The sequence below is a fragment of the Streptomyces sp. S186 genome (assembly GCF_051603415.1).
Taxonomy (GTDB): Bacteria; Actinomycetota; Actinomycetes; order Streptomycetales; family Streptomycetaceae; genus Streptomyces.
On sequence record NZ_CP193932.1, the window covers coordinates 8,028,487 to 8,053,060 of the forward strand.

Annotated in this window: 15 protein-coding genes; 11 read left to right on the top strand and 4 right to left on the bottom strand. The window is 70.4% G+C overall.

From position 1 onward, the window contains the following. Positions 1–6: 6 nt before the first annotated feature. Entirely contained in the window at positions 7–489 is a 483-nt protein-coding gene (locus tag ACRAS8_RS34875; protein WP_438490036.1) for a DUF3995 domain-containing protein, read from the top strand. Between the two features lie 86 nt (positions 490–575). On the opposite strand, the gene ACRAS8_RS34880 is transcribed toward ACRAS8_RS34875, so the two are convergent. Beyond that, positions 576–4,322, bottom strand: coding sequence for an nSTAND1 domain-containing NTPase (locus ACRAS8_RS34880; protein WP_438490037.1), 3,747 nt, complete (start codon positions 4,320–4,322; stop codon positions 576–578). A gap of 409 nt (positions 4,323–4,731) precedes the next feature. Between ACRAS8_RS34880 and ACRAS8_RS34885 the strand changes: the two genes are divergently transcribed. Next, entirely contained in the window at positions 4,732–5,109 is a 378-nt protein-coding gene (locus tag ACRAS8_RS34885; protein WP_438490038.1) for a hypothetical protein, read from the top strand. Between the two features lie 279 nt (positions 5,110–5,388). On the opposite strand, the gene ACRAS8_RS34890 is transcribed toward ACRAS8_RS34885, so the two are convergent. Next, entirely contained in the window at positions 5,389–5,718 is a 330-nt protein-coding gene (locus ACRAS8_RS34890; RefSeq protein WP_438490039.1) for an ArsR/SmtB family transcription factor, read from the bottom strand. Positions 5,719–6,362: 644 nt separating this feature from the next. On the opposite strand from ACRAS8_RS34890, the gene ACRAS8_RS34895 reads away from it, so the two are divergent. The 6 genes from ACRAS8_RS34895 (at position 6,363) to ACRAS8_RS34920 (ending at position 20,519) form a co-directional block, all read left to right on the top strand. After that, positions 6,363–13,553, top strand: coding sequence for an amino acid adenylation domain-containing protein (locus tag ACRAS8_RS34895; protein ID WP_438490040.1), 7,191 nt, complete (start codon positions 6,363–6,365; stop codon positions 13,551–13,553). Positions 13,554–13,555: 2 nt separating this feature from the next. Continuing rightward, positions 13,556–16,120 (top strand): FAD-dependent monooxygenase, encoded by a 2,565-nt coding sequence (locus tag ACRAS8_RS34900; protein ID WP_438490041.1) that lies wholly within the window; start codon positions 13,556–13,558, stop codon positions 16,118–16,120. A 100-nt stretch (positions 16,121–16,220) separates the two neighbouring features. After that, positions 16,221–17,120 carry an SDR family NAD(P)-dependent oxidoreductase gene (locus ACRAS8_RS34905; RefSeq protein WP_438490042.1) on the top strand — a complete coding sequence of 300 codons (900 nt, stop codon included), beginning with the start codon at positions 16,221–16,223 and terminating at the stop codon, positions 17,118–17,120. A 242-nt stretch (positions 17,121–17,362) separates the two neighbouring features. Further along, positions 17,363–18,076, top strand: a complete 714-nt coding sequence (locus ACRAS8_RS34910) for a hypothetical protein (protein WP_438490043.1) — start codon at positions 17,363–17,365, stop codon at positions 18,074–18,076. A 123-nt stretch (positions 18,077–18,199) separates the two neighbouring features. Next, positions 18,200–18,817, top strand: a complete 618-nt coding sequence (locus ACRAS8_RS34915) for a class F sortase (protein ID WP_438490044.1) — start codon at positions 18,200–18,202, stop codon at positions 18,815–18,817. 520 nt (positions 18,818–19,337) lie between these two features. Then, entirely contained in the window at positions 19,338–20,519 is a 1,182-nt protein-coding gene (locus ACRAS8_RS34920; protein WP_438490045.1) for a methyltransferase domain-containing protein, read from the top strand. On the opposite strand, the gene ACRAS8_RS34925 is transcribed toward ACRAS8_RS34920, so the two are convergent. Continuing rightward, positions 20,510–21,313: an alpha/beta fold hydrolase gene (locus ACRAS8_RS34925; RefSeq protein WP_438490046.1), complete on the bottom strand. Its 804-nt coding sequence runs from the start codon at positions 21,311–21,313 to the stop codon at positions 20,510–20,512. The genes ACRAS8_RS34920 and ACRAS8_RS34925 overlap by 10 nt on opposite strands. Before the next feature lie 143 nt (positions 21,314–21,456). On the opposite strand from ACRAS8_RS34925, the gene ACRAS8_RS34930 reads away from it, so the two are divergent. Next, entirely contained in the window at positions 21,457–22,359 is a 903-nt protein-coding gene (locus ACRAS8_RS34930; protein WP_438490047.1) for a helix-turn-helix domain-containing protein, read from the top strand. A gap of 34 nt (positions 22,360–22,393) precedes the next feature. Here ACRAS8_RS34930 and ACRAS8_RS34935 read toward each other — a convergent pair whose 3' ends face one another. Further along, positions 22,394–23,281, bottom strand: coding sequence for a LysR family transcriptional regulator (locus tag ACRAS8_RS34935; RefSeq protein ID WP_438490048.1), 888 nt, complete (start codon positions 23,279–23,281; stop codon positions 22,394–22,396). 115 nt (positions 23,282–23,396) lie between these two features. Between ACRAS8_RS34935 and ACRAS8_RS34940 the strand changes: the two genes are divergently transcribed. Beyond that, on the top strand, positions 23,397–23,705 hold the full coding sequence (locus ACRAS8_RS34940) for a YciI family protein (protein WP_438490049.1): 309 nt from the start codon (positions 23,397–23,399) through the stop codon (positions 23,703–23,705). Next, positions 23,702–24,508, top strand: a complete 807-nt coding sequence (locus ACRAS8_RS34945) for a DMT family transporter (RefSeq protein ID WP_438490050.1) — start codon at positions 23,702–23,704, stop codon at positions 24,506–24,508. Before ACRAS8_RS34940 ends, ACRAS8_RS34945 begins: the two co-directional genes overlap by 4 nt. The last annotated feature ends 66 nt before the right edge of the window (positions 24,509–24,574 follow it).

The following is a 24,574-nucleotide window of genomic DNA, read 5'->3' on the forward strand; positions in this document are numbered from 1 at the left end:
CGTCACATGACTGTTGACAGGGCGCCCGGGGTGTGGGGGCGTAGCGCGTGTGCCTGGGCGGTCGCTTTCGCCCTGCTGCATTTCTACTGGGCGTTGGGCGGCAGCTGGGGCCTGAGCGTCTCAGCGGGGCCGCTGGCCGAGGAACGCCCCGGGTGGTTTGTGGCGCTGGGATTGTGGGGTGTGGGAACACTGTGCCTGGTCGGCGCTGTGCTGGGATGGTTGCTCGCCAGGCCGCGGCCTGGTGGCCCGGCAGGACTGGCGGTCAAGGCTTTGGGTTGGTGCGTCTGCGCTGTGCTGCTGGTGCGTGGTATCGCCGTCGAGATGCTGCTGCTGACCGGCACAGCGGGCCAGGAGATCGACGTAAGCCCGGAACAACGACTGTGGACGCTGGTGCTGTGGAACCCCTGGTTCCTGGTCGGCGGTCTCGTCTTCGGCCTGGCTGCTCGGAAGTTCGGAGGTGCGGAGCGTCCGAGTCCCGGTGCCGCCTGACGGTACGTCGGAGCACGCAAACAGGGTGAGTCGCAGCACCCGTACGCGTACCCGGCACGGCAGGCCGGCACCACGAGGCCCTTCCTTCATGCACACGGCGGGTGATACGGGAGCCCGGGAAAGAAGCGGTTCCAGCCGGAGTGGGTGAGTGCGGGGTGGACGGTGGTGCAGATCCGAGCGGCGGCGCGCTGCGGGTCGGTCTCCCACAGGCGGGCGGTGTGGTCGTCTCCGGCGGTGGCCAGCGTGTGGCCGTCGGGGCTGAAGGCCAGTCCGTAGACGCGGTCGGTGTGGCCGGCGAGGGTGGCCAGTGCCGTCGGCCTTGCGGGGTCTGCGACGTCCCACAGGCGCGCGGTGGTGTCGGCGCTCGCCGTGGCCAGGACGCGACCGTCGCCGTTGAACGCCACGCCGTAGACGGCGTTGGTGTGGCCGGTGAGGACGGACAGGCGGTGGGGATGCTGCGGATCGGTGACGTCCCACAGGCGTGCGGTGCCGTCGAGGCCGGCCGTGGCGAGCGTGTGGCCGTCGGGGCTGAAGGCGGCGCAACGGACGGACTGGGTGTGGCCGGTCAGGACCGCGAGGCCGTGCGGGTGCCGGCGATCGGCGATGTCCCACAGGCGGACGGTACGGTCCTGGCTGGTCGTTGCCAGGAGGTGACCATCGGGGCTGAACGCCGCCCCTTCGGTGTTGTTGCGATGTCCGTCCAGCTCGGCCGCGAGCGTGGGGCGGTAGGGGTCTGCTACGTCCCACAGGCGGGCGGTGGCGTCTTCGCTGGTGGTGGCGAGGGTGTGTCCGTCGGGACTGAACGTGGCCTTCCACACCGTGTCCCGGTGGCCGTGAAGGGTGGCCACGGGGCGCGGGTGCCGGCGATCGGTGACGTCCCACAGGCGTGCGGTGCGGTCGTCGCCGGCCGTGGCGAGCAGCCGGCCGTCGGGACGGAAGGCGACCGAGCGGACCGTGCCGGAGTGGCCGGTGAGGGTGACGAGTTGTTGCGGATGGTGGGGATCGGTGACGTTCCACAGGCGCACGGTGTGATCGATTCCCGCGGTGGCCAGGGTGTGGCCGTCGCGAGTGAACGCCGCGCTGTAGAGGCCGTCGGTGTGGCCGGTGAGGATCGGGCCGGGAAGGTCCCACAGCCGTGCGGTGGAGTCGTCGCCGACCGTGGCCAGGGTATGGCCCTGCGGGCTGAAGGCCGCCTGCACCACGTTGTCGGTATGGCCCGTGAGCGTGGCGAGGTGGTGGGGATGTTCGGGGTCGGTGACCTCCCACAGGCGGGCGGTGTGGTCGTTGCCGGCGGTGGCGAGCGTGCGCCCGTCCGGGCTGAACACCGCCGAGCGGACGGCGTCCGTGTGTCCCCAGAGGGTGGCGAGATGCCGTGGATGTTCGAGATCGGAGATGTTCCACAGGCGTGCGGTCCGGTCCGCACTGGCGGTGGCGAGTGTGCGTCCGTCGGGGCTGAAGACGGCCGACCACACGGTGTCGGTGTGGCCGTCGAGAGTGGCGAGGCCGTGGGGATGACGGGGATCGCTCACGTCCCACAGGCGGGCGGTGTGGTCGTCTCCGGCGGTGGCCAGGGTGTGGCCGTCGGGGCTGAACGCCACCGACAGCACGGTGTCGGTGTGACCGACCAGAGATGCGAGCCGGTCGGGGTGCCGGGGGTCGGTGACGTTCCACAGTCGCACGGTGCGGCGGTCGTCGCCGGCGACCGCGAGGGTGTGCCCGTCGGGACTGAATGCCACCGACCAGACATTGTCGGTGTGGTTGCCGAGGGTGGCCAGGCGTTGGGGGCGTTGGGGACGGGTGACGTCCCACAGGCGGACGGTCCGGTCGACGGCGGCGGTGGCCAGAAGACGGCCGTCGGGGCTGAACCTCACCGAACGGACCGTGTCGGAGTGTCCGGTGAGGGTGGCCAGCCCCGTTGGACCGCCCGGGCCGCTCGGACCGGTGAGGTTCCACAGCCGCACCGCGTGGTCCTCGGTCGCGGTGGCCAGGACCCGCCCGTCCGGGCTGAAGCCCACGGCACTGGCGACGCCGGTCAGCTGGTGGGCGTAGGGCGTGGCGAACGTGCTGAGCACGGCGCCCAGGGCTTCGGTGGTGGGGGCCAGGCGGTAGGCGGCCAGACCGAGTTGTGCCGCCAGGGCAGGAGTGGTGGCCCGCTGCGCCATGGCCTCGATCGCCACCTGTCGCGACACCGCGATGTCGCGTTCCCGGTCGGAGGACCGCTCCGCGCGGAAGGCGAGGACGGTGCTGACGCCGGCCACCAGGACCGCGGCGGTGAGCAGCGCGACGAGTTGACGAAGGCGACGGGTACGGCGACGGGCGGCGGCCCGCTCGCCTTCTTCGGCGGCGATCGAAGCATCGAGGAACTTCCCTTCCAGGACGGTGAGTTCGGCCCGTGCCGGGGGAGTGGCGAAGGCGTCCTTCGCCGTGGCCAGACGGGCTCCGCGGTACAGCACCCCGGCGTCGCACCGCAGCTCCTGCCATGCCTGCGCGGCCTCGGTCAGCTTTCGGTGGATGCGCAGCCGGTCGCGGTGTTCCTCGATCCAGCCGCGTAAGCGTGGCCACGAGGTGATCAGGGCTTCGTGGGCGAGGTCGACGATGCCGTCATCGAGCGTGATCAGCCGGGCGCCGGCCAGCCGTTCGAGGACGATACGGGTGCCGGCCGGCTCACCGGTGTCGAGCTCGACGTGCGGGACGGGGCGTCGGGTGTCCTGCGTTCCGTCGCCCGGAGCGATGAGCCGCAGCAGGATGCGCCTGGCCAGACGTGCCTGGGCCGGGGAGAGGCCGGTGTAGACGTCTTCGGCGGTCTGGGCGACGGCGCCGTGCACACCGCCCGCCGCTTCGTAGGCGTCCACGGTCATGGTCCTGCCGCGGCGGCGGCGCCAGGTCTCCAGCAGCGCGTGCGACAGCAACGGCAATCCGCCCGGCGCGTCGGCCAGTTCGCCCATCAGCCGGTTGGTCAAGGCCCGCTCGACGACGACGTTCGCGGCCGTGGCGGGCCTGACGATGGCCTCGCGCAACTCGGCCGGGCTCATGGGACCGACCATGAGCGTCGCATGCTGCAGAGCGGTCACCAGCCCTCGGTGCTCGGCGCAGCGGGGGTAGAAGTCCGCGCGCACGCCCAGCACCACCCGCAGCCGTCTGCCGGGATCCTCCGCGGCCAGCAGCAGGTCGATGAACCGGCTGCGTTCCTCCGCGTCGGCACAGAGGGTGAACAGCTCCTCGAACTGGTCGACGATCAGCCAGACATCCCCCTCCGCCTCGGACGGGCCGAACAGCCGTCCATGGTTGCGCAGCGGATGCGGCCCGGGGGTGACGATCCGCAGCGCGGCAGGACGCAGACCGGCATCCTCGGTGGACTGCAGGCGTGGGATCAGCCCGGCACGGAGCAGGGAGGACTTGCCGCTCCCGGAGGGGCCGAAGAGAGCCGCGACCCGGTGCTCGCGCACCAACTGCACGAGCGTGTCGGTGAGCGCGTCGCGGCCGAAGAACCGCGCGTGGTCATCGGCCTCGAAGCGGGCCAGCCCCCGATACGGCGCACCCGCACCGTCCCCGCCGGCCGACCGCGCGGCCAGTTCCTCGCACACCTGGCGCCACCGCAGCTCCCACTCCTCGGCGTCCCCGCCGCACGCCGCCACGTAGGCCAGGGTGACCGCGAGGGACGGCAGTTTCTCGCCCGCGGCCGCCTGGGAGAGCGTGGGCACGGAGTACGGAACCCGCCGCGCCATCTCCCGATAGGTGATGCCGTCCGCCCCCTGGCGCAACTTGCGCAACTCGAACGCAAGCCGCTGCACCGGCCCGGCCGTCGGATCCACCGGATTCTCACGACGCCCCATGTCGTCCCCGTCCCCCGCGCTGTTCCCCGTCCTCCGCGGTGCTCCCTGTCCCCCCCCACGCTGTTCCACGTCCCCCGCGGTGTCCTGATTGCCCGCCACGCTAGGCATGTTCCGCCGCGCCCCACAAGACATGCTCATGGCGGATGCGGTCCTTTCCGGCCGCCGCCCGCGGATTGTTGTGCACAGGAAATGTGCTGCCCAACAACCCTGCGGTGCACCAACGTTGGCTACGGATCGGCTGAACGACGGGGGAGCCGAGCTACTGACCCCGGGCGCCGCACCCCTTTCGGGAGGTGCCCGGACAGAACTCGGAGTGACGCCGTCCGCGCCGGCCCGGCACGGGCCACGCCGTAGCCCGTGCCGAACACACCACACACGAGAACGCACCACACACGAGAGGAACACCACGATGAAGATCCGCAACGGTGCCGCCGCGGTCGCGATGGCCGCTGTGGCGGTCGGCGCGATACTGACGGCCTCCACCACCGCATCCGCCGCGCCCACTCAGGACCAGGCCACCCGAAACGCCTCCGTTCGCGCCGCGACGACCGGCACCCCGGCGCTCGCGGACCACCCGTGCTGGACGTCGTTCGTGCCCGAGAACCCGGAGGGCAAGCCGATGGACCAGTACTACAAGAACTGCAGCGACTCCGCGGTGACGGTCTGCGCCAAGAACCTCTCCGACGGCTACGTCGCACCGCCGCGCACCATCGGGCCCAACGACGTCGCATGGTGGCACTGGAACTCCACGACACCGGGCGCCCACTACACGACCATCTTCTGCTGACCGAACCGCACAGCCCACAGCCCGCGAGACCGGACGCCATCACCCCGCTCATGTCGGGGAGTTGAGCTGGAGTGCGGTCCGGGCGGCCGGAGCCAGCTGCAATGGCTCCGGCCGCTTTCGGGTAGGTGCGGTCAGCCGTCGTGCCTTCCTGCTCAAGGCGGATGTAGGCCGGGTACCGGTCGAGGTCGTCGGTATCCAGCTGAGGTTTACGCGGGTCGTTGAACTCGGCCTCAGCGACATTGGACTCGTCACCCAGGATGTAGGTGAATCAGCGGCCCTCTATGGGCATTTCACACCTGTGGCGAGAGGGGTGGAGCGGGCGGAGAGCTGAGCAACCACGAGCCGCACCACCGCCACAACATCGGGGTCGTCCACGAAGTACACGATCCGTCGGCCCTCCCGCCGTGAGCGCACCAGGCCCCCACGCTTCAGCCTCGACAGATGTTGGCTCACTGTGGGCAGCGCGAGGGTGCCGCCGGCCCGCTCTGCGAGGCCCGTCACATCGCTTTCTCCGTGGAGCAGCGTCCACACGATGCGCAGGCGCGGGGGTGAGCCGAGCAATCCGAACACGGCGGCGGTTTCGTCCAGCACCTCGGCGGACCGGTCCACCACATCATCCTCGCCTTCGCCGCCCTGAGGCACTGTTGGGCTCCGCCGCTTGGAGCGGCGTTGCCTGCCGGACCACTCAGTTTAGGTGTTGCGCAAGTCATGTGGGGTGGTTCGCCGAGGAAAGCGTTGGGCGGTAGGTCGTGGATCCTCCACGCCGGCTGCGGCGCACCTTCTCCGGCGCGCACGCCTCACCTCCGTGCTCCCCTCCACCCCCGAGCTGGCCTGACATGTGAATCCCGAACCAAATTCCCGCATACCCCCATGCCTCGATGTCCCCATACCCCCATAACCACAGCGAATTGAAACGCTTTCCCCGTAGATGAAGCGCTCTTTTAGCAGGCGGGGGGAGTCGAGTCGGGTGCCGTCGGTCCCGGCTGTCCCCCTTGCGGATTTGGACAACTTCCGGAGTGGAGTCGGGTGCGTCGGGAGGGCCCCTGCTGTGGCTGACGGAAGCGATCCTGCGATGGATCGTGGAGGTGGTGGGGTTGGTGTGCGCCGGGTTCGGGAGCTCATGGTGGTTGGCGTGATCTGGTCACTCTTCGCCTGGGGCGCTTCTGTGCCTGTCACGCTTCTACTCGTGAGTAGGCATGATGTTGATCATGATCAGGAAAGCGGCTGCCGGAGCATTACCCCGTGACACCCAGGTGCAAGAACACGCGCGGAGCTCGCTGACGGCGTATCAGCGGGACATCTGGGCCGCGGGTTCGCAGGCTCCGCAATCGCCGCAGTTCAACTGCGTCCTCCATGAGCGTCTGCACGGTGACGTCGACCACGACCGGCTCGCCGGATGCGTCGAGCGCGCGCTGCGCCGTCACGAGACCTTCCGGCTGCGGTTCGGGGAGGCGGAGGGCACACCGTTCCAGTGGGTGTCGGGCGAGAGCGTCCAGGTCCGTCGAGTCGATCTCGCAGGCGAGGCCGACCCGCACGTGGCCTGTGCGGAGTGGATGCGACGCTCGATGGCGAGGGCGCTGCCGCTCGTGGAGGGCGGGGCCCTGGTCGAAGCCACGTTGCTCCGGGAGAGCGGGGACGTCACACATCTGCACATCAAGGCCCATCACATCGTTGCCGACGGATGGACCGTCAATCGGTTGAGTCACGAGATCCTTGAGGACTACGCACGGGCCGTGGGTGCCTGGCAGGGCGGCGGCGTCGGTCATCGCGCCCCTTCCTCGTACCTCGCGTTCCTCGAAGAGGAGTTGGCCTACCGTGCCGGTGCGGAGGGGGACCGCGACCGTGCCTTTCACCGGGAGGCTCTCGACGGTGTGGCGCCCGCGCTCTTCACGCGGACACCGGGCGGGGATGGCCGCGGCCGCCACTCGTTCGTCGTCGACGGTCGCGTCGTCGAACAGGTCCGGGCCGCCGGTCTCTCGCCGTTCGCCTACCTCGCCGCCATGTTGGGCACCTGGCTGACGCGGCTGCACCGCAGTCAGGAGGTGGTCCTGGGCGTGCCCTTCCTCAATCGGCCGGCGAGCCACCACAAGAACATCCTGGGGCAGTTCGCCAACACGCTGCCGCTGCGACTGGCGGCGCACGGAGGGCGGACGGTGCGGGAGATGGTCGCCGACGCCCAGGCAGCGGTCGTCGCGCTCCGGCACCACGAACGGCTCTCGCTGGGTGATGTCCTGCGCGAGCTGCCCACGAACACCGAGGGCCCCCGCCAACTCTTCGACGTGACGCTCTCCTACCTGCGCTGGTCGCGGCCGGCACCCCTGCCGGGCATCACGCGACACACGGCCATGATGGCCCGCTCGCACGAACAGGACGCCCTGGCCGTCGTCGTGTCCGCCTTCGACGACACGGCCGACCTCCACATCGACTTGGACTACGCCCTCGACGTCTTCGATCAGGACCTGCCCGTCACCTCGGTCGCCGGCCACCTCGGCACGCTGCTGACGCACGGTGCGGACATGCTGGACCAGCCCGTGACGGCCCTGTCGATGCTGACACCCGCCGAACACGAGGACCTCACATCGGTGCGCAGTCACGGCCCGACCGTGCCCTACGCGGACCGGGCCACGCTCCATGGCCTGTTCGAGGAGCAGGCCAGGCGCCGGCCGGGGCAGCCGGCCGTCGTCGATGCCGCAGGCCGGACCCTGACCTACGCGGAACTGGACGAACGGGCCAACCGCGTCGCCCGGGCCCTGCGCGGCGAGGGCGTGGGGCCGGGCGACCGGGTCGCGGTGATGATGGAACGGGGGCCCCAGCTACTGGTGGCGCTCCTCGGCACGTTGAAGTCCGGGGGCGCCTATGTACCGGTGGACCCCGGCTACCCGGCCGACCGTGTGCGGTTCCTGCTCGACGACAGTCGCGCCAAGGTGGTGATGGTCGATGACGAACAGCCTGCCGCGGCTGTGCCTGCGGGGGCGAACGTGCGGCACATCGGGGAACTGCGGCACCCGAGCGGTGCCCCGCTCCCACCGCTGAGCACCTCCCGCGACCTGGCCTACGTCATCTACACCTCCGGCTCGACCGGCCGGCCCAAAGGCGTGATGGTGGAGCACCACAGCGTCGTCAACCGCCTGGCGTGGATGCAGCGACGCTATCCGCTCGACGACGGTGACGTCCTGTTACAGAAGACGCCGGCCTCGTTCGACGTCTCGGTGTGGGAACTGTTCTGGTGGGCCATCGAGGGTGCCGCGGTGGCGCTGCTTCCGCCCGGTGGCCAGCAGGATCCCCGGCAGATCCTGCGGACCATCCGCCGGCAGCGCGTCAGCGTCGTGCACTTCGTGCCCTCGATGCTCGCCCCGTTCCTCGACCTGCTCCAGGCAACGCCACAGGCACGCGCGGACCTGGGCTCGTTACGGTACGTCTTCTGCAGCGGCGAGGCCCTTCCGCCCGAGCGCGTCGAGCAGTTCAACGCCCTCTTCGGGGCAGCCGGTGCCACGTGCCCGGTACGGCTGGTGAACCTGTACGGACCGACCGAGGCCACCGTCGACGTCTCGTACTACGACTGCCCCGGTGACCCCGCCCGCGGCATCGACCGTGTCCCGATCGGCCGGCCGATCGACAACACCCGGCTCTACGTCCTGGACCCCGACGGCCTGCCGCAGCCGGTGGGCGTCGCCGGTGAGCTGTGCATCGGTGGCGTCGGGGTCGCCCGAGGGTATCTGGACCGCCCGGAACTGACCGCCGAGAAGTTCCTCCGCGACCCGTTCGTCCCGGGCGGTCGCCTCTACCGCACCGGTGACCTCGCACGATGGCTGGCGGACGGCACCTTGGAGTACCTCGGGCGGATCGACGGCCAGGTGAAGATCCGGGGCAACCGTGTGGAAGTGGGAGAGGTGGCGAGCGCCCTGCGCACGATCCCCGGCGTCCGCGACGCCCTCGTCACCGACCACACCACCCCCGCTCGCGGCACCCACCTCATCGGCTACTACGCCGCCGACGCCGTCATCGACCCCGCACACCTGCGTGAGCTGCTCGCACGGACGCTGCCGGCGTTCATGGTCCCGGCCTCCTTCGTACGCATCGACGCCGTTCCCCTCACCCCCAACGGGAAAGCCGACCGCCGGGCGCTGCCCCTGCCGCAGGAGACGGCGACCCGCGGCCAACAGCCGCGCAACCGCACCGAGGCCCTCCTGGCCGAGATCTGGGCCAGGGTGCTGGACCGGGAGACCGTCGGCGTGCACGAGGACTACTTCGCCCTCGGCGGAGACTCGATCCTGATGCTCAAGGTGCGCGCCCGGGCCGAGGCGCAGGGACTGCGGTTCTCCCTGACCGACCTCCTGCGCAACCCCACGGTCGCGGGACTGGCCACGTGCATCGAGAGCCTGGCCGCGCCCGTCGAGCACGCGGCTCCCGCGCCGTTCGGCCTGATATCCGGCGTGGACCGTGCCCGCCTGGAAGGCGCCGAGGACGCCTGGCCGCTCACCCGCCTCCAACTCGGCCTGCTCTACCACAGCCGCCAATACGCCACCTCCGCCACCTACAAGGACGTCTTCCGGTACACCCTCGAAATCCCCTGGGACGAGGACACCTTCCGGCGCTCCTTCGACGGACTGGTGGCACGCCATCCGGTCCTGCGCTCCGCCTTCGACCTGGCCGGCTTCTCCGAGCCGTTGCAGATCGTCCATCCCCAGGCACCCGGCGGCCTGGATGTCGTCGACTTACGCCCGTTGGCCGGCGCCACCGCCGACGCCGAGGTCCGCGCACACATCGACGCACGCCGCCGCCACGCCTACGTCTTCGACCAGGCGCCGCTGTATCTCCTCCGGGCCCACATCCGGCCCGACACCGTCGACCTGGTCCTCAGCTTCCACCACGCACTCCTCGACGGCGGAAGCGTGGCCAACCTCCTACAGGAACTCCTCCAGGACTACGCCCACGGCCTGGGACTGCCCATCGGCCCCGTCGACGCCCCGCAACCACCCTCCGCCGCCTCCTTCGTCCCATGCGAGCGCGACGCCCTGGACTCCCCGCGCGCACAGCGGTACTGGAAGGAGAGGCTGGCCGGCTGCGAACCGCCGGGGATCGAAGCGTTCACCGCGCACCTGCCCGCCGTCGGCAACGAACCGGCCACGCACCGCGCCGACCTGCCAGGTGAACTCATCGACGAGGTAAGGCAGTTCGCCACCGAGCACAAACTTCCGGTGAAGTCCGTGCTCTTCGCGGCGCACTGCCTGACGCTGGCCGTCTTCGCCGGCACCCACGACGTGACCACCGGACTGGTCACGCACGGACGGCCCGAACTCGCCCACGCCGAACGCACCGCGGGACTCTTCCTGAACACCCTCCCCCTGCGGCTCGACATCGCACAGGCCACCTGGCTGGACGTGGCGCGGGACGCCTTCCAGCAGGAACAGGACAGTCACCCCCATCGCCGCTACCCGCTCAGCGCCATCCAAGAGGACCACGGCGGCCCCGTCCTGGACACCGCCTTCAACTACGTGCACTTCCACCAACTGGCCGACGTCCTCGGCCTGCCCGAGGTGCGCCTGCGGTCCTTCCACACCTGGGAGGAGACCAACTTCCGGCTCCTGGTCAACGCAGTCACCGACCCCGACGGCGGGCGCGTGTGGCTGCGCATCGACGGTGCCGGCGGCCCCCTCCCCGCCGACCAGCTCCGCCTCTACGCCCGCACCTACCCACAGATCCTGCGCACGATGGTGCAGAACCCGCATGCCCAGCCCGACTTCGCGTTCCTCGCAGCCGAGCCGATCCTCGCCGCGACCACACCGCACCCCACCCCCACCGTCGTCGAGCGGTTCACCCGGCAAGTCACCTGTACACCGAACGCAACGGCCCTGGTGAGGGGGGAGGAGCGGTGGAGCTATGCGCAACTGGGCCAGGCAGCCGACACCGTGGCCCGGAACCTGCGCGCGCTGGGCGCCCCGCCCCGAGCCCGCATCGGCATCGCCATGGACCGCTCACCCCGGACGATCGCGGTGATCCTGGGCGTGCTGCGAGCCGGCGGGGCCGTGGTGCCGCTGGACGTCGGCTACCCCGCCCAGCGCCTGGCCCACATGCTCGAACAGGCACAGCCCTTCCGCGTCATCGCCCACGCCGCCCATGCCCACCTCGTCCCCGACCTGCTGCTGCCCGCAGAGTCCGCCACCGAACCGGCCCCCGACCCGGCCATGGAGCTTCCGGCCCACCCTCCCGCCGACAGCACCGCCTACGTGCTCTTCACCTCCGGCTCCACCGGCCGGCCCAAAGGCGTGACCATGCCGCACCGCTCCCTGGCCAACCTGGTCGCCTGGCAAACCCGTGCCACCAGCGGTGCCCCGGGCGGCGCCACCCTGCAGTACGCGCCCCTGAGCTTCGATGTCTCCTTCCAGGAGATCTTCTCGACCCTGTGCTCCGGCGGCACGCTGCACCTGGTGGCCGACGCCGAGCGATGCGACATGCCCGAGCTGCTGCGACGCATCGACCGCGAGGGGATCGAGCGGATCTTCCTGCCCTACGTCGCCCTCCAACAACTGGCCGAGACCGCACAGGCACTGGACATCACCCCACGGGCGCTGAAGGTGCTGATCTCCTCCGGCGAACAACTCCGCATTACCCGGGAGATCCGCAGGCTGTGCGCCGCGCTCCCCGGCGCCGTCCTGGAAAACCAGTACGGGCCCACCGAAACCCACGTCGCCACCGCCTATACCCTCACCGGCGACCCGGCCACGTTCCCCACACTGCCCCCGATCGGACGTTCCATCGACGGCGCCGAGGCCCATGTGCTGGACGACCGGCTGTGCCCGGTGCCCGCCGGAGCGCGCGGCACGATCCACCTCGGCGGCACCTGCCTGTCCGACGGCTACGAAGGCCGCCCCGACCTCACCAAGGAACGGTTCATCCCCCATCCCTTCGCCGGCGGCGACCAGATGCTCTACGACACCGGTGACCTCGGCCTGGTCCTGCCGGACGGGACCATCGCCTACGCCGGCCGGGCCGACACCCAGGTCAAGGTGCGCGGCCACCGCGTCGAACTCGCCGAAGTCGAACTGGCCCTCAACGGCCTCGCCGCACAGTACCGGGGCCTGCGGGACACCGCGGTGGTGGCACGGCAGCACGACAACGGCGACTGCCTCCTCGTGGCCTTCCTCGTCGGCGAGGGCACCGGTGCCGACCTCACCGCCATCCGTCGCCACCTGCGCACGGTCCTGCCCGACCACATGATGCCCGCCCACCTGCAGTGGATACCCGACCTCCCGCTGACCCCCAGCGGAAAACGGGACGACGCCGCCCTGCGCCGCCTCCCCCTGGCCGCCACCGACCAGGCTCCCACGGCCGAGCCCCGCGACGCCTACGAACAGACCCTGGCGCAGATGCTGGCGGACCTGCTGCACCAGCGCACCCTCGGCGTACACGACAGCCTCTTCGACCTCGGCGGCACCTCGCTCACCGCGATGCGACTGGTCGTCCAGATCGAGCAGCGCTACGGAGTGAACATCCCCCTGTCCGAGTTCATCGCCACCCCCACCGTCGCCGGGCTCGCCGCACGCCTGCGCGCAGGCAACGCGAGCGCCACCTACAACCCCCTGGTGCCCATCCGCCCGCACGGCGCCCGCCCGCCGCTGTTCATGGTCCACCCCATGGGCGGCAACGTGCTGTGCTATCTGGGCTTCGCCCGGCACCTCCCGGACGACCAGCCGCTCCATGCCCTCCAGGCGGCCGGCGCCGATCCCGGCACCACGCCCCTGCGCACCGTCGAAGACATCGCCGGCAGCTATCTCGCCGCGCTGCGCAAGGCACAACCGCACGGCCCCTACACCATCGGCGGCTGGTCCTTCGGCGGCTTCGTCGCCTTCGAAATGGCCCGCCAACTGCGGGCAGCAGGCCAGACAGTGGACCACCTGGTACTCCTGGACACCACGGCACTCAGCCGGGGACCACGCCGGCACCACGACGACGACGCGCTGCTGGGCTGGTTCTTCTGGGAACTGCTCTGGCTGGAACGCGGCGGAGACGCGCCCCTGGAGGCCATACCGGAAGAACTGCCCTCGCTGGAGGAGAAGTTCGACTTCATCGCCCACCTCGCCACCGAGGCCGGGGTACTTCCGGCCGGCAGCTCCGGGGCCGTCATCCGCCGACTCTTCCGCGTCTACCAGGCGAACTGGCAGGCAGCACTCGACTACCGCCCCCAGGCAACGGACCAGGAACTCACCCTGATCCGCGCCAGGCAACCCCTGCCCGACGTCCTCGCCGCGATGCACGGCGCGGCCGGCAGCCGCCACGCCGACGCGACCAACGGCTGGCGCGACATGACCGACGGCCCGCTCCACGTCATCGACGTACCGGGCGACCACCTCACGATCATGGAAGAGCCGCACGTCCGCCACGTGGCGAAATCGGTCGCCGACCTGATCCGCACCGAACCCGTCCGACCCCACCAGGAGAACTGACCATGCCCAGGCAACAGCCCCTCAAGGCCCTCATCACCGGGGCCGGAATCGGCGGACTGACCTGCGCCGCCGCACTCCGGAAGGTCGGCATCGACGTGGCGGTGTACGAGCGCGCCACCGAACTGCGCGCCGCCGGCTCCGGCCTCTCGGTCACCAGCAACGCCCTCACCGCACTCGCCACGCTCGGCATCGACCTCGGACTGGACAAGCGCGGCCAGGTCGTGGAGTCCTTCACGATCATGGACCACCGCGGCCGGACCATCCGGGACCTGCCCTTCAAGGAGGTCTGCGACCAGGCCGGCGCACCCACCGTCTGCCTGAGCCGCTCCGACCTCCAGGACGCCCTGCTCGACGCGGCCGCGGACAGCCCCCTCCACCTCGGCGCCACCGCAACCGGCTTCCACACCGACGACACCGGCGTCACCGTCCGCTTCGCCGACGGGCGCTCGGCACACGGCGACCTCCTCATCGGCGCCGACGGATTCCACTCGGCCATCCGCGCCCAACTCGTCGGCCCCGAAACCTCCCAGGACAGCGGCTACATCTGCTGGCTGGGCATCATTCCCTTCCAGCACCCCCGCCTCACCCCCGGCTGCGTACGCCACTACTGGGGCAGCGGACAGCGCTTCGGACTCATCGACATCGGCCACGGCCGCGTCTACTGGTGGGGCACCAAGAACATGCCCACCGCCCGCTCCCATGCCTGGGACGGCACCAAAGACGAGATCGCCCAGGCATTCACCGGCTGGGCCGACGAAGTACAAGCGGTCATCGAAGCCACCCCGTCCACCGCCATCCTCGCCGTGCCCTCCCGGGACCGCGCCTTCCGTGAACGCTGGGGAGAAGGCCCCGTCACCCTGCTCGGCGACGCGGCCCACCCCATGCTGACCGCCCTCGGCCAGGGCTCCGCCATGGCCATCGAAGACGCCGTGGTCCTGGCCCACACCCTGGCCGAGCCAGGGGCCCGTGACGACCTGCCGCTCGCCCTGCGCACCTACGAAGAACGCCGCCGCGACCGCACCCGCGCCATGGTCACCACCTCCCGGGCGATGAGCGACATGGAACAGGCCGACACCCCCGAGACACGTCAAGCCCGGGACGACTTCTTCCGCCTGACACCCCGTCAAGAGCTCGCCCGCCAGAACGCCCAGGCCCTCACCTTCCCAGGCATCCCCGCCCCCCAACCCCGCATCCGACGCAACCTCAGCCCCCTGGAACGCTGGTACTGGATCGCCGACCGCACCTCACCGCTCAACGGCATCATCCGGACCCGACTCCACGGCTCCCTGGAACTCCCCCTCCTGCGCCGCGCCCTGGACATCCTGCAGGCCCGGCACCCCTTGCTGCGCGCCGCGATCAGTGGCGATGACGGGGGAGCGCCCGCCGCGTTCCGGCCCCTGGCCGGGCAGCCGATACCGCTGCGGCACATCCAGGTGCCGGCCGACGACCCCGACGCCGACACACGATGGGAACGTGAGGTCAACGCACACGAACTCACCGAAGGCATCGACTGGCACACCGGTCCGCTGCTGCGCGCCGTACTGATCACGCGACCGGGCGCCGAACGCGACCAGGACATCCACGACCTGCTCATGACGTCATCGCACTGCATAGCCGACGGCATGACGGGACTGTCCCTGCTCGGGGAACTGCTCGACATCGCCGCCCAGCTCACCACCGGAGCGGAACCGGCGGCCACGTCACGCCGGGCACTGCCCGCCGCCGAAGACCTGCTTCCGCGCCACCTCCGGGGCCAGGCGGGGAAGACCCGCCTCACCGCTCTCCTGCAGCGAGACGAAGAGCAACGGCGCCGACTGCGCCCACGGCGCCTCACCCCCGGCAAACCGGTCCCCTTCCACCTGCGGCGCACCCGCATGGTGCACAGGTTCCTGACCGCCGACGAACTGAACCTCCTGCTGAGCGCCTGCAAACGGCACGAGTCCACCGTCCACGGAGCCCTCGCCGCCGCCATGGTCACCGCCGTCGCCCAGGAGACGGACACCCGCCAACCGGCCCACTTCTCCATCGGCTCACCGCTCGACTTCCGCTCCGACCTGGACCCGGCCGTCTCCCACGACGAGGCCGGCACCTACGCGGCCACCCTGCCCAGCCACGTCCTGTACCGGCCCGGGGCGCCTCTGTGGCCCATGGCCCGCGCCATCAACCAGGACCTCGTGGACCGCAGGAAGCGCGAGGAACACCTGACCCTGGTCAACCTCCTGGACCACGCAGGTCCCAAGACGTCAGCCGACGGCGAGGCGTTCATGCGCTCCATGGACGAACACGGCCCGCTCAACCTGACCCTCTCCAACCTGGGCCGACACGACTTCCCCGACCACATGGGCCCCTGGCGCATCTCCCACACCCAACTCGTCGCAGGCATCTCCGTCACCGGCGCCATGGTGGCCACCGCCCTCACCGCCCACGGCCAACTCGCCTGGAACTTCAGCTACATCGACGACATCATCCCCACCTCCCGAGCCCACCGGATCGCCGACGCTTCCCTGCACATCCTGCGCTCCGCGATCTCGGCCGAGACCCCAGACACCCCCGACGCCGGTCACTAGGACTGCCCGCACACCAGGCCCGACAGGCCCCGCCAGCAGACCAGCAAACAGACCCGCAAGCAGACCGGCAACCACACACCCACCACGGAGGGAAGTCCACATGCTGCACCACAAAACCAAGCCCCTGCCCCCCGCCGGACGCGCCGTCGTCATCACCGGAGCCTCCACCGGGCTCGGCAAACACTGCGCGCTCCAGCTGGAACAGCGCGGCTTCCGCGTCTTCGCCGGTGTCCGCAAGGCCGACGATGCCGAAAAGCTGCGCGCTGAGGCATCCTCCGCACGCCTGCGCCCCGTCCTCCTCGATGTGACCGACGAGGACTCCATTCGTACCGCCGCCGCCGAAGTCGCCGAGTCCGTAGGCGAAGGCGGCCTGTGGGGCCTGGTGAACAACGCCGGAACGTGTATTTCCGCTCCACTGGAATGCGTGCGGCCCGCATGGCTGCAGCAACAGCTCGACACCAATGTCGTCGGCGCCGTCGCCGTCACCCAGGCATTCCTCCCACAACTGCGCCGGAGTCGCGGGCGCATCGTCAACATTTCCTCGGGGCTGGGGAGCGTAGCCACTCCCTACCTCGGTGCCTACGCGACCGGGCAGTTCGCGAAGGAGGCAATGAGCGACGCGCTCCGCCGTGAACTGCGCCCCTTCGGCATCTCCGTCTCCGTCGTGAAGCCGGGCGCGATCGCGACCCCGATATGGGACAAGGTGCGGGAGACCGGCCGGAAGATCCTGGACGAGACTCCCCGGGAGATCGCCGAACTCTACCGAGCGCCCTTCGAAGAATTCCTGCGGATGAACGAACAGCGGGCACAAACCAGCAACACGCAACCGGAGGACTTCGCGCGCACCGTCTTCCGCGCACTGACCGCCGCCCGGCCCCGCACCCGCTACTGCGTCGGCAACGACGCCCGGACAGCCGCGCTGCTGTCCCGGCTGCTGCCCGACGCCGCCCTGGACCGCGGCCTCGACCAGCTCACCAAGGGGACCAACCGGAACCCATGACACGCCTGCGCATCTTCGTTTCTCCGTCTCTCCGTCTTTCGGCCGAGGGAATGCAAAGGCGGCTCGGGACTCCTCGGGACCAAAGTCCCGGGAATTGTCCCAGTTCTGTCACCGCGTTCTCGCCTTCGGCTCACTGTTACAAATCCGAGGGATTGCCGTGATGTGGGATGAATAACTTTCCTGACGTCGCCGCCGAACGGGGCGGATGACGACAACGACTCGGACCTTCAAAGGAACTCCCGATGACTTCTTCCCACCGCACGGCAACGCGCCGCCGCAACCTCGTACGCACCTCCGCGATATCCGCCATCGCGGGCTCGGCGCTGCTGCTTCCGGCTGCCGCCGCGTTTGCCGACAGCCCGGCTCCTTCGAGCTCTGAGACCTCGAATGCCGAACAGGGCAAGAAGCAGGACGGCGACCGGGTCCAGGACAAGGGCAAGAAGGGTGAGCGGAAATTCGTCCGCGCCCAGAGCCTGGCCGGTGGGTTCACCGCGAAGGTCTACAAGCTCGGCCAGAACCACTACCAGGCCGACATGTACGCCAAGGCCCCCGACACCGGCAAGCTCGTCAAGTACGACACGTTGGAAACCAGCGACGGCAAGCCCGCCTACGGTCAGCACAACGGTGCCCACTTCGTCCTGCAGCCCGACGGCACCATGACCTCCTGGGCCGAGGGCGGCAAGAAGACACCGGACAAGAAGACGCCGGACAACAAGAAGCAGGACAACCACAAGCCCGGCAACAAGGACGCCAAGAGCAGCCAGAGCCAGGGCCAGAGCAAGCAGGGCCAGGGCAAGGTCATCCCCAAGGGCGGCGTCAAGGCCGGTGCCGAAGGCGTCGAGTCGGGTGACCACACCATGCTGCTCGCCGGCGGCGGCGCGGCCACGGCCGCCGCGGGCCTCAGCTTCACCGCACTGCACCGCCGCCGGGCCCGTCAGTCCGGCGACAACGCCTGAATCTGAATCACCCTTACCCCTCACAGGAGTTGAGGCGGCCGGCTCTTCCCTCACCGGAGCGGGCCGCCCACTTCCTGCTGCCCCCTGCCGTACCGTCGCCCCCGCCCTGCACCTGGAGTCGCCGTGACCACTCCTCTCGACCGCCGTCTCCGTCACACCGCCGTCTGCGCCGCGCTCGCCCTCGCCATCACCGGCGGATTGACGGCCTGTGGCAGGGGCGACATCCCCGGTCCCGATGTCAACATCAACAACGCCGCGACGACCCCGGCCAAGGAGACCGCCCCGCCCATGGCGCCGTCCAAGCCCAAGCGCCTGCAGATCCCTTCCGCAGGCGTGAACGCCGGACCGTTCGTTCCACTGGAGGTGGGCAGCGACGGAGAGTTGGGCGTACCGCCGGTGGACAAGGCCGAACAGCCAGGCTGGTGGACCAAGAGCCCCACCCCGGGCGAGAAGGGCGCCGCCATCATCGTCGCCCACTACGACACCAAGAACGGTCCCGCCCTGATGCGCAACGTCAAGAACATCAAGGTCGGCGACGAGATCAAGGTGCTGCGCGAAGACGGCTCCACCGCCACCTTCAAGATCCGCGAGCGCCAGCAGGTCAAGAAGGACGCCTTCCCCACCCAGAAGGTCTACGGCGACACCGACCGCCCGGAGCTGCGCCTGCTCACCTGCGGTGGCGAGATCGTCGACGGCCATCGCTCAGCCAACATCATCTTCTACGCCGACCTGGTGAAGTGACCCGCAGCCCCCGAATCCTCCCGCCAGGCCCGTTCGGAATCCGAGCCTCCGCAGTACGGTGACGGTGCGGAACTACGGGCCACGGGGGAGTCGTCATGGGGTCTGATACGAAGGCGACTCCGACTCCCGTGAGCGACCGCCGAGGCGGCGGCGGACCAGTCAGCGCCGGTACGACCATGCGGTTCGCCCTGCTGGCGGCACACCACCAGGAGCGAACTCTGCAGAAGCCCCCGACCCCCGGGCCCAGGCGATCGACCTACGGATCGAGGAGGTCAGGCGCGAGGCCGGCCAGGGGCGCGCCGGCGGCGCCGTGCGCCCTACACACGGTCACTGATTTTGTTTACGGTGACACCGCTTCCAGCCACGACTTCCACCCACGACACAGGGAGGGCCTGTGGACGTCTTACCGGCACCTCAGTCCAAGCACCGCAGCCCCATCGGGGACGACGGACACCAGCCCAACCGTCCCGTTCCTCCGCCCCCACCCCCGCCGCCGGCCCCGGACCAGAAGTAGCCAGCCGTGCACGCGCCCGCGGCGACCGCCGTCCACGCCCGGCAACTGCTGGGCCAGGTAAGCCAGTTCCTCCAGCACCCCGTGCCGCCCGCTCTTGAGCGAGCGTTGCACACGGTGCCGCGGCACCTGTTCCTTCCCGACCGCATCTGGCGCGGAGACGGCCAGGGCGGATACCACCTCTGCGAGCGCACAGCGGATCCCGGACGCTGGCTGGAGGCGGCGTACACCGACGTCTCCCTGGTCACGCAGTTCACCGACGGCCTGCCCACGTCCGCGGCCTCGATGCCGTCCATGGTGCTGCGCACGCTGCAACTCGCCGGCCTCCACGCCCTCTCCCGCCCGCTCCGCGTCGCGGAAATGGGCACGGCCACCGGCTTCAACGCGGCCCTGCTGTGCGCCCTCCTCGGCGACCGGGCAGTCACCACCATCGAGCTGGACACGGCACTGGCCGAGCTGGGAGAACGAAATCTCCAGGCAGCCGGATACACCCCCAAGGTCGTCCGTGGCGACGCCGCACAGGGATGGCAGCCCAACGCGCCCTACGACCTGATTCTCGCAACGTTCTCCGTCGACCGGCTTCCCCCTGCCTGGCAAGCGCAGTCCGCACCCGGCGGGCGCATCATCACCCCATGGAATTCGGCCTGGTGCTGCTACGGCACCCTCGCACTGACCAGTCACCACGACGGCAGCGCAACAGGCCGCTTCCACCCCTTCGCGGCCTACATGCCCATGCGCCGCCCCCACCCCGGCCTGGTGATCACCCCGGGGCCGGCCCCTGCCGACCACTCCTCTCCCGTGGCCGGTACGAGCAGGCTCTCCCCATGGGCGGTCGCCGGCGGCGACCTGGACGCCGAATTCCACCTCGGACTCGCCGTTCCGGGCGCCTCCTTCTCATGGAACACCACAGGTGACCACGCCCCGGTGCGCCTGGAGGTGGCCGACAACACCGGCCCGTCCTGGGCCACCGTCGACTACGACGGCCATCGTGGCGACAGATTCAGCGTCGCCCAGTCCGGCCCACGGCGACTGTGGGACGAGATCACGGTGGCATACGACCGCTGGGAGACCCTCGGCCGCCCGAGCGTTGACCAGCACGGTATGACCGTGGACGCCGCAGGCACGCACTCCCCATGGGTGGAAGCAGCCGGGCGACGGCACACCGTGCGAGCCGGCCCGGGTCAGGGGTGAAGGGTCGTCAGGAAATCCGCGAGGGCCCTGGCCACGGTGCGGGGTGCTTCTGCCGGCAGCAGGTGACCTGCGTCAGGGACAGTCGTCAGGGTCGCGTGCGGAATGTGGGACAGGAGATGGTCGCGCAGAACCTGCGGTGGTTCCACCATGTCGTGCTCGGCGGCGAGTACGGCCACGGGGACATCGATGTCGCGGACGGCGCGGCTGATGTCCTGTGCGATTCCGCGCAGGGGCCACTCGCGCCGGGCCGCGGGCCGGGCGGCGAGACTGTCGCGCACCGCGGTGGCGCGCACCGCCGCAGGCAGGGGCGTGGCGGTCAGGACCTGGTCGAGGGCGTGCTGCACCGTGGCGGGCGAGTCGTAGGCGTGGGACAGGCCCTGCCGGTACTCCTGGGTCACCGTGGCGGGTGGTTGCGGTGGTGCGGGCGCGACGAGCATCAGCCCGGCCAGTCCGGCCGGCCTGCGGGCCGCGACGAGTTGGCTCGCCTTGCCGCCCATCGAGTGGCCGACGAGGACGTACGGCCCCGTCACGCGGGCGGCGACCACCGCGGTGAGATCGTCGGCGAGCTGGTCGAGGTGATAGGGCCCGGGCAACGCCCGTGAGGTGCCCCAGCCGCGCTGGTCGAAACGCACCGTCGCCTGCCCGGGCGGCAGGTGGCCGAGTACCCCGTTCCAGGTGTCGGCGGAGCCGCCCCAGTAATGGACGAACACCAGCGCCGGCCCGGTCCGTCCCCCTGCTCGCACATCGAGGGCCCCGCCCGCCACGGCAACTGCCGTTGTCGTTTCCGCCATCATCGCGCCTTCCCAGTCGGCTTGCGGCAGGCGGCTCCCGGCACGCTGCCACAGCTTCGAACACGTAGCCTGAACTGCCTGTCAGGCCCAGTCCCGACGATAGGCGGGGGAGTGGCCGCCCCCTGGCGGAAAGGAACACGATCCTTGTGGAAAACGGACACGGCACGGTACGGCAACTGCACTACCTTCCTGCCGTCGGGTCGGCGTACGGGGTGGAGGTCCTCTCGTTCGCCGCGCTGCGTTCGATGGACGTCCACCGTCGCCGCACGCAGCCGCAACGCCCCGACTTCCACGTGTTCGCCCTGGTCGGATCCGGAACCGGCACCCACGAAGCGGACTTCCACAACTACCGCCTCCAGCAAGGCAGCACCGTGTGGATCCGGCCAGGCACGGTGCACCGCTGGAGCGACATCGACGCCTGTGACGGCCCCCTGGTCCTGTTCCGGCCCGGTTTCCTCTCCGGTCTCACAGCGCCGGAGGCCACCACACCCGCGTGCTGGCATCTGGACCGGCACCGTCTCTCCCTCGCCCTGCTCGCAGCCGAACATCTCGACCGTGAGCACCGCGCAGCCGCACAAGTGCCGCGCCTGGCATCCCCCGCACTCCTCTCCCACCTGCTGGCGGCACTGATCCTGCGCACACTCCCCGACACAACGGCTTCAACCAGCCCGACAGGCACCGGTAGCCGGCACACCGAGGTGTTCCGCGCCTATCGGGCCGCTGTCGAAGAGCACTTCACCCACTGGCACCACGTGGCCGACTACGCACGGACACTGGGCTACGACGTGCGCACCCTCACCCGGGCCACCCGCGCCACCACCGGCACAGGCGCCAAAGCCTTCCTCGACCAGCGCATCCTGCTGGAAGCCAAGAGACTGCTCGCCCACACCGACCAGCCGGTCAGCAACTGCGCCCGGCGCCTGGGTTTCCGCGACGTCAGCAACTTCACCACCTTTTTCCGACGCCAGGCCAACATGCCTCCCGTTGCCTGGCGCGTCGCCTATGGCACCAAGGGCACGGACGGCACAGTCGCCACAGGCGGGGTCTGATGTCCGGAGCCCCGGCACCCGCCGTCGGTTCGTGCTACCGCGTGGGCGGAGCCCCCGCGCTCTCCGCCGCAAGTTGCCGTCCCCAGGGGGTGTCGGCAGCCGCGGCCAACACCAGACGTTCATGCGGCGGTTCCGGGCCGACCGGGCGCCAGACGAGCTCCGGATCACCGGACGAACCGCTCCGGGGCCGAAGAGCGACCAGATCGTCCTCGCCGATGAGCCGGTGGCGGAACAGCGTATGGCTGCCGTGGTCGTCGGGAACCGTGTCCGGGGTCCAGCCGTGCTCGCTCAGGCGGGTGAGGACGGCGGCCGCGTAGCCGGGCGCGCGTTCCGACGGAAACCACAGCAGTCGCTGACCGCGCAGGTCGGTCCAGGTCAGTGCCGGTCGGTCGGCGAGGGGATGGCGGCCGTGCAGCACGACGCCGAGCGGCTCGTCGTTGACCGTGCGCAGCCGGAGGCCCGAGGTGTCCACGGGCATGCGCAGGATGCCGAAGGCCAGGGTGCCCGCGCGCAGCAGATCGCCGTGGAGCTGGGAGTCGACCTGCTCGTAGGCGAGCCGCAACTGCCGGCCGGGCGTGATGACCTGCTCCGCTGCGGCCAGCACGGACTGCGGTACGCCCCGGCACACACCGACGGACACCGTCCGGGCCGTGGCCCGCGCCGCGGCGATCGACGAACTCAGCTCGCCGAACGCGCGGTTGACGCCGCCCAGCACGAGCCGTCCCGCTTCGGTCAGCTCCATCCCCTGCGGCAGACGCCGGAAGAGCTGCGTGCCGATGCGTCGCTCCAGCAGTCGGATCTGCTGGCTGAGGCTGGGCTGGGCGATGCGCAGGCGCCGGGCCGCCTCGGTGACGGTGCCGGCCTCGGCGACGGCGGCGAAGTACCGCAGGTGCCGCAACTCCACACCGGAAAGCTCGTCCATGCCCAGCCCACCTCCCCACCCACACACCCTGATCATTGCCTATAGGCACCAGCCTATAGGCGCGTCACGAATCCGGTCTTGGCGCTGCGGGGACCTCCTGGCTTTCACTTCAGGCATGTATGTGATCGTGCTCAAGTACCACGCGCCCCTGGACACCATCGACGCGCTCAAGGACGCCCACTACGCCAACCCCGACGGCGTGTTCGCCAAGGGGATGGTGCGCTGTGCGGGCCCGCTGGAGCCCCGCACCGGCGGGTTGATCATCGCGGACGGCGAGCCGTCGGAGATCGAGGCCGCCGTCGCTTCCGACCCGTTCATCACCCAGGGCGCCGCCACCGCCGACATCCTCCGCTTCGTACCCACCTGGCCGCCGACGGGAGCCACCGCGGCGCCGCTGTCCCCAGAAGCGACGCCGACGTCATGACGATCACCAGGACCCGTCCGCAGATCCTCGCCACCGGCGCCGCCGCTGTCACCGTCGTGCTCTGGGCCTCTGCCTTCGTGGCGATCCGTAGCGCGGGAAACGCGTACTCGCCGGGCGCTCTCGCGCTGGGGCGGCTCGCGTCGGGGGCTCTGGCTCTGGGGGCCATCTCGCTCGTGCGCCGGGAAGGGCTGCCGCCCAGGGCCGCCTGGCGCGGGATCCTGCTGTCCGGCCTGCTGTGGTTCGGGGTCTACATGGTCGCGCTGAACTGGGGCGAACAACGGGTGGACGCGGGCACCGCCGCGCTCGTCGTGAACGTCGGCCCGCTGCTCATAGCCCTGCTCGGCGGCGGTTCCTCGGTGCTCGGCGTCGCCCTGTGTTTCCTCGCGGCCGTCGTCTACGCCTCCGGGGCCGTCGCGCAGAAGCCCGCCCTGGAGCGGGCGAGTGCCCTGCAGGTGACGACGTTCGGGTGTCTGATCGGCGCCGTGACCTGCCTGCCGTTCGCCGGGCAACTGGTGCGCGAGGCCGCCCGCGCGCCGGTGTCGGCCACCCTCGACATGGTCTACCTGGGCGTCTTCCCGACCGCTCTCGCCTTCACCACCTGGGCTTACGCCCTCTCCCGTACGACCGCGAGCCGGATGGGCGCGACGACGTACGCCGTGCCCGCGCTGGTGGTGCTGATGTCATGGCTGCTGCTCGGCGAGGTGCCCGGGGTGCTGACCCTGGCTGGTGGCGTGCTGTGCCTCGCCGGTGTGGCGGTGTCGCGGTCCCGGGCGGCGGGATCAACTCCCGCCCACGCGCGGTGATCTCGCGACCGACGCCACCCCCGCGGACGCCGCTGACATCTACCGTCTGCTTAGCGGCTTCGTGAC